Source organism: Micromonospora sp. NPDC048986, from assembly GCF_040649335.1.
Lineage (GTDB): Bacteria > Actinomycetota > Actinomycetes > Mycobacteriales > Micromonosporaceae > Micromonospora > Micromonospora alfalfae.
In genome coordinates, this window is the sequence record NZ_JBEZFJ010000027.1 from 21,203 (window position 1) to 27,726 (window position 6,524).

Annotated in this window: 5 protein-coding genes and 1 pseudogene; all 6 read left to right on the forward strand. The window is 74.4% G+C overall.

Annotated elements, in window-relative coordinates; genetic code table 11:
- Positions 1-41: 41 nt before the first annotated feature.
- Positions 42-854, forward strand: a complete 813-nt coding sequence (locus tag AB0B94_RS33050; protein ID WP_357289843.1) for a sugar nucleotide-binding protein — start codon at positions 42-44, stop codon at positions 852-854.
- A 178-nt stretch (positions 855-1,032) separates the two neighbouring features.
- Positions 1,033-1,638, forward strand: a complete 606-nt coding sequence (locus AB0B94_RS33055) for a helix-turn-helix domain-containing protein (protein WP_124770577.1) — start codon at positions 1,033-1,035, stop codon at positions 1,636-1,638.
- A 58-nt stretch (positions 1,639-1,696) separates the two neighbouring features.
- Positions 1,697-2,983, forward strand: a complete 1,287-nt coding sequence (locus tag AB0B94_RS33060; protein ID WP_357289845.1) for an MFS transporter — start codon at positions 1,697-1,699, stop codon at positions 2,981-2,983.
- Between the two features lie 164 nt (positions 2,984-3,147).
- A complete protein-coding gene (locus tag AB0B94_RS33065) occupies positions 3,148-3,360 on the forward strand; it encodes a hypothetical protein (protein WP_124855015.1) in 213 nt (70 codons plus the stop codon).
- A gap of 74 nt (positions 3,361-3,434) precedes the next feature.
- A complete protein-coding gene (locus AB0B94_RS33070; RefSeq protein WP_357289847.1) occupies positions 3,435-4,973 on the forward strand; it encodes a replication-associated recombination protein A in 1,539 nt (512 codons plus the stop codon).
- A pseudogene (locus tag AB0B94_RS33075) lies at positions 4,970-6,524 on the forward strand (hypothetical protein); the annotation flags it as partial. The gene AB0B94_RS33070 and the pseudogene AB0B94_RS33075, both read left to right, overlap by 4 nt.

The following is a 6,524-nucleotide window of genomic DNA, read 5'->3' on the forward strand; positions in this document are numbered from 1 at the left end:
TGACGCAAACCTCTTGATCGTCTGTGGGGGAGTGGGCCGGGATGCGGGTGCTTGTTGTCGGGGGTAGCGGGTTACTGGGGCGCTCGGTTTGTCGGCGGGGGGTCGACGCCGGGTTCTCGGTGGTCGGGACGTTTCACTCGGGTGAGATCGCGGTGCCGGGTGTCCTGGCGCGGCGGCTGGACGTGACCGATCGGGCCGCCGTGCGCGCGCTGGTCGCCGAGGTGCGGCCGGACGCCGTGGTCGGGACCCCCTATCGGTACGGGGACTGGGCGGTCACCGCCGACGGGGCCGCCCACGTGGCGTTCGCCGCCGCCGAGGTGGGTGCCCGGCTGGTGCACGTGTCCAGCGACGCGCTGCACGCCGGACGACCCGTGCCGTACGCCGACGACGAACCACCCACGCCGGTGCACGCGTACGGTGCCGCGAAGGCGGCGGCCGAGACCGCCGTACGGGCGATCGACCCGAGCGCGGCGCTGGTGCGGACCTCCCTGATCGTGGGGGAGGGCAGCAAGCAGATCCAGCTCTGCCGGGACGCGCTCGCCGGCCGGGCCACCCTGTTCAGCGACGAACTGCGCTGCCCGATCGACGTCAGCGACCTGGCCGACGCCGTGCTGGAACTGGTCGCCTCGACGTACGCCGGTCTGCTCAACGTGGCCGGCCCGGACGCGGTCAGCCGGGCCGAGCTGGGCCTGCTGGTGGCCGCGCGATACGGCCTGGATCCGGCCGGGCTGAAGACCACCACCAGCGCGGCCACCGGGCTGGTGCGCCCCCTTGACGTACGCCTCGACTCCACCCGCGCCGCCGCCCTGTTGCGCACCCGGCTGCGCGGAGTACGCGAACTCCTGGCGCCCTAACCCGCCCCACCCCAAGCGCGCGGCCGTCCCACCCCCGCGATCTCGCACTTCCGGTGGCGACAAAAGGGTCTTCAGTGAGCGAGACGAAGACCGAAACCGCAAGATCGCGGAGAGATGTATGCACAGTTTCTATGCACAACGCTTGTGCATAGAAACTGTGCAGAGATAGTGTGCAGTCATGGCGAACGACGAAGACGTCCCGCAGCCAGCGCTGCGTGAGGTGCGGATCGACAAACGGCAGGTCCGGGTGCTGGCGCACCCGCTACGAATGCGGTTGATCGGAGCGCTGCGCGTGAAGGGGCCCGCCACCGCGACCACCCTCGCCGAACTGCTCGGCACCAACACCGGCGCGACCAGCTACCACCTGCGCCAACTCGCCGAGGTCGGGCTCGTCATCGAGGACCCCGACCGGGGCAGCGGGCGGCAACGATGGTGGCAGGCGGCGCACGACGTCACCAACTGGGAGCCGTCCGACTTCGACGACGACCCCGACGCCCGGGCCGCGATCGAGTGGATCCAGGGCGACCAGGTGCGTCTCCTCGCCGAGACCGCCGACCGCTGGTTCGCCACCCAGCACGAATGGTCACCGGCCTGGCGGGACGGCTTCGGCATGAGCGACACCCTGATGACCATCCCACCGGCCCGGCTCGACGAACTCAAGAACGAGGTGTGGCAGTTGCTGGAGCGGTACCGCCAGGAGGCCGAAACCGCGGACCCGACCGATCCGGAGGCCCAGCCCGTGCAGATCTTCCTGGCCGCCTACCCGCTGCGCGAGGGCCTCTGATGAGCGCGAGGAGTGAGCCGGTGTTGCGAGCCCCGCAGTCGAGAAGTGAGGGATTGTCATGAGCGCGCTGACCGTACGTCAGATCCGACGTCGTTACCTCACGCTCTACGGCCTGCGCTGGCTGCCCACCGGTCTGATGATTCCGGTGATGATCCTGCTGATGCAGGAGCGGGGCCTGTCGCTGCCGCAGATCGGTCTGGTCGGCACCGCGCAGGGGCTGTTGGTGCTGGCGCTGGAGTTGCCCACCGCCGGGATCGCCGACGCGATCGGCCGCCGACCGGTGCTTCTCGCCGCCGGGGTGCTCAACCTCGCCTCGCTGGCGCTGTTCGCGGTGGCCGACTCGTTCTGGCTGTTCTTCCTGGTCTGGGCCCTACAGGGGGTCTACCGGGCGCTGGACAGCGGTCCGTTGGAGTCCTGGTACGTCGACGCCACACTGGCCGTCGACGCGGAGGCCGAGTACGAGCGTGGCCTCGGGCATGCCGGCACCGTGGTCGGCGCCGCGATCGGTGGTGGCGCGTTGCTCAGTGGCGGTCTGATCGCGCTCGGCCCGATCGGGCCGGTCAGCGCGCTCACGGTGCCCGTCCTGGCCGCCATCGTCGCGCAGGCGGCGGCGCTCGTCGCACTGGTAGTGCTGCTGGTCGAGCAGCGGTCGGCCACCGGGGTCGCGGCGCTGCGGACCTCGGCCGCCCAGGCACCCCGGATGATCGGTGAGGCGCTCGGACTGCTGCGCCGGTCCCGGGTGCTGCTGGCGCTGGTCGCGGTGGAGCTGTTCTGGGGCTTCGGCATGGTCACCTTCGAGTCACTGCTGCCGGTACGGCTGGCCGAGGTGATCGGCGACCCGGAACGCGCCGCCGCGCTGCTCGGGCCGGCGAACTCGGTCGCCTGGCTGGCCTCGGCCGCCGGCGCGGCGCTGACCCCACTGCTGCTGCGCTGGTTCGGCGCTGCCCCGGGCGCGGCGCTGCTGCGCATCCTGCAGGGTGTGACGGTGGTCGGGATGGGGTTGTTCGCCGGGCCGGTCGGGGTGCTGGTGGCGTACCTGGCCTGCTACGCCGTGCACGGGGCGTCCAATCCGCTGCACAGCGGGCTGCTGCACCGGCAGGTGGACGGCCCGTACCGGACCAGCGTGCTCTCGCTGAACTCGATGATGGCGCAGCCGGCCGGTGCGCTCGGTGGGGTGGCGCTGACCGCGCTCGCCGCTGCCACCAGTGTCGGCACCGCGATGGTGGTCGGCGCTGTGGTGCTGGCCGTCGCCGCCCCGCTCTACCTGCCCGCCTGGCTGGCCGGCCGTCGGGCCGCACCCGCCGTCGAGCCGACCCCGGTCCCAGTTCCCGCCGCCGACCGGTAGGGAACACCCCTCGCCTGACCGCCTCAGGCCGGTCAGGCGAGGCGGATCGGGCTGAGCGGGACCGGGCGGCCGTGGCACTGGTGCATCCACCGTGGAGATTGGCGAGTCGACCGATTGGGTACATCACGCGCCGACCTACTGGGAACCCCCACCGGAGGACCGACATGCTCGCCATTCTCGCGGCCATCGTCTTTGGCTTCGCCCTGCTGCTCGACCTGCTCGGCACCGACTTCGGAGCGCCGGACCTGTTCAACTGGAACACCCTCGTACTCATCGGGCTCCTTCTCCTCTCGCTCTACCTGGCCGGTGTGGGCAGCGGCCCGCGCGGCGGTGGCGGCGGCCGCTGGTACCGGGGCCGTCGCCCCGGGCGTGGCTGACCGGAACCGATCACCGGTGGCGGGCCCGCGGCGCGATTCCGGCGTCGTGGGCCCGGCCCGGTACTGTCTTCGTGATGGAGTCCGACGCCCTCTTCTCCCTCGGTGAACCCGCCGGGTCGCGCAGCGCGCCCGACGGTCCCGCCGGTGTCGACGGCTTCACCGCGGTGGCCGACGATTCGCCCTTGCCCGTCCGGATGCGCCCGGTGACCCTCGACGAGTTGGTCGGGCAGGAGCACCTGCTCGCTCCCGGCGCACCCCTGCGGCAACTGGTCTCCGGCGGGGCTCCGATGTCGGTGATCCTCTGGGGCCCGCCGGGCAGCGGCAAGACCACAATCGCCCACCTGGTGGCCGGTGCCACCGACCGCCGCTTCGTCGCCATGTCGGCGCTCTCCGCCGGGGTGAAGGACGTCCGGGCGGTGATCGAGGCGGCACGCCGCCAGCGCCGTTCCGGTGGCCCACAGACCGTGCTCTTCATCGACGAGGTGCACCGGTTCAGCAAGACCCAACAGGATTCACTGCTCGCCGCCGTCGAGGACCGCACTGTCACCCTGCTGGCGGCCACCACCGAGAACCCGTACTTCTCGGTCATCTCACCGCTGCTGTCGCGGTGCGTGCTGCTCACCCTGCAACCGCTTGACGACGAGGCGGTGCGGGGCCTGCTGCGCCGCGCGGTCGCCGACAAGCGTGGCCTGGACGGCGCACTGGCCCTGACCACCGAGGCCGAGGATCACCTGGTCCGGCTGGCCGCCGGCGACGTCCGTAAGGCACTCACCGCCCTTGAGGCGGCGGCGGCCTCCGCGACGGCCCTCGGCGGTGGGCGCATCGACCTCGCCACCGCTGAGCAGGCCGTCGACGTGGCGGCAGTGCGCTACGACCGCGACGGCGACGCCCACTACGACGTGGTCAGCGCCTTCATCAAGAGCATGCGCGGCTCGGACGTGGACGCGGCGGTGCACTGGCTGGCCCGCATGCTGGTCGCCGGTGAGGACGCCCGGTTCATCGCCCGTCGTCTGGTCATCTTCGCCAGCGAGGACGTCGGCATGGCCGATCCCGGGGCGCTGAGCGTGGCGACGGCCGCCGCGCACGCGGTCGAGTACGTCGGGCTGCCCGAAGCGCAGCTCAACCTCGCCCAGGCGGTGATCCACCTGGCCACCGCGCCCAAGTCGAACTCGGCCACCACCGCCATCGGCGCCGCCATCGCCGACGTCCGGGCCGGTCGCGGTGGCCCGGTGCCACGCGGGCTGCGCGACGCGCACTACGCCGGCGCCCGAGGGTTGGGCCACGGGACCGGCTACCGCTACCCGCACGACGACCAGCGCGGCGTGGTCACCCAGCAGTACGTCCCGGACGACCTGGTGGGCACCGACTACTACCAGCCCAGCCCGCACGGCGCGGAGCGGTCGGTGGCCAGCAGGTTGCCGCTGCTGCGCCGGATCGTGCGCGGTCTGCCGGCTCCTGCCGGGCGTCCGCAGACGCCGACATCCGAGCCGTCCGTAACGGCGCAGACCGCGCCAGCGCTATCCCCGGGGGCCGCCCGTCCGACGACGGGCACGGATGCCCCCGGCACGATGCAGGACAGCGGCACCGACGCCGCAGGAGAGGGTCAACAGTGAGATCGCGTGGTGGGGACCGCCCGGACGAGGGCCCGGACGAGCGGCGCGATCCCCGCGCCAAGACCCGCCGTTGGGGTCGCGGCCGGGCGGCTGAGCCCGAGCCGGAGGAGCCGGTCGCCGGCGAGGAGTTCGGCTGGATCGACGACCTCCGCTCGGCCAAGCAGCAACGCACCGAGCTGGGCCCGGACGGCGCGCCGGCGGAGCCGAACCGGCAGCGCGGGGGCGTGCCGCCGGCAGACCCGGCCGGGCCGCCGGCACAACCCACAGCGCGTACGGCGGGAGGGCCGGCCGGTGCGCGCGGCAGTGCCCCGGAGTCCCCGGCGCCGCCGGCCTCGCGCCAGCCTGAACAGGGCGGTGCCGCCGCCCGTCGACCTGTCGACGGGCCCTGGCCCGGGGAGACGCCACCAGCGGATCGTCGCCCGGACAACCGGCCACCCGCCGCCGGCCCCGCACCCGGGCAGCCGCCGCGCCGCGGCGTGCAGCCGGTGCCCGGCGCCCGCGCCGCCGTACCCCAGTCGCCACCCGCCGCCCGCCCGGGCGGGGGTGACCCGGCCGGCCCGCCGGTGCCTCGTTCGACACCCGACGCGCCCGGCGGCCCGGCCCGTTCGCGCGGTGCCGCCGCCCCTCCCGGCCCACCCGTGGGCCCACCGTCCTCGGGCCCCCAGGCCGGTCGTCGCCCGGACGCCCCCGCGTCGCCGGCCCGCCGTCCGGACGCCGCTGTTCCGCCGGGCCGTCATCAGGACCCCGCCGCGCCGGGCGGCCATCCCGACGCCATGCCGCCGCTGCGCCGTCCGGATGCCGGTCCGCCGGTCCGTCGGCCCGGCCCGGAGCAACAGGTCGAACCCGGTCGTGCCCGGCCGCCCGCCGACGGCACGCCCGCCGGTCGCCGCGCAGCCGGCTCGGCACCCGACCCGACGCGGGCCGGCGGAGCACCCGCCGGCCCCGGGCCGGCCCGCTTCGACGGCGCGCCGGCTGGTGTCGTGCCGCCGGCCGCGGACAGCCTGCGGCCCGACCCCGCCATCGACAGTGACCCGCGTACCGCCCGGCGTCGTCCGGGCCCGGCCGACCCTGGCGCACCCGAGCCCGCCGGGCGCGCGTCGGAGGGTCCCCGTCCGACAGCCGGCGGGCGTCGCCGGGCCGCGGAACCCGACGAGCCGGTGGTGCCCCGCTCGGGTAACGCGCCACCCGTGCCCCGATCGGGGAACGCGTCGGCGGTGCCCGAGGCGACCGGCGCGCACAGCGGCGCCCTGCCCACCACCGGCCCCGCCGACGGCACCGGTCGCCGCCGGGTCGTCTCCGATGAACCGGAACGCCGAACGCCGCCCGGCGGCGAACCCCGACCGGACCGGCCGGACCGCCCGGAGCGGCCAGCGGACTGGCTGCGCCAGGCCGGCCGCCTGCCACACACCGACCCCGGCCTGCCGGTGGTCAACCGTCGAGACGGCGGTCCGCCGGCCGATCGCGTCGCAGTGGTCCACATCGGTGTACGAGCCGGGCTGCCCGTCGGTGCCGAAGCTCGCCTTCATCGACGCCGCCGCGGTGGCGGTGCAC

Excerpts from the sequence above, each read along its gene's own strand:
- AB0B94_RS33055 (WP_124770577.1), top strand. The coding sequence starts at position 1,033 with ATGGCGAACGACGAAGACGTCCCGCAGCCAGCGCTGCGTGAGGTGCGG.
- AB0B94_RS33065 (WP_124855015.1), top strand. The coding sequence starts at position 3,148 with ATGCTCGCCATTCTCGCGGCCATCGTCTTTGGCTTCGCCCTGCTGCTC.
- AB0B94_RS33070 (WP_357289847.1), top strand. The coding sequence starts at position 3,435 with ATGGAGTCCGACGCCCTCTTCTCCCTCGGTGAACCCGCCGGGTCGCGC.
- AB0B94_RS33060 (WP_357289845.1), top strand. The coding sequence starts at position 1,697 with ATGAGCGCGCTGACCGTACGTCAGATCCGACGTCGTTACCTCACGCTC.
- AB0B94_RS33050 (WP_357289843.1), top strand. The coding sequence starts at position 42 with ATGCGGGTGCTTGTTGTCGGGGGTAGCGGGTTACTGGGGCGCTCGGTT.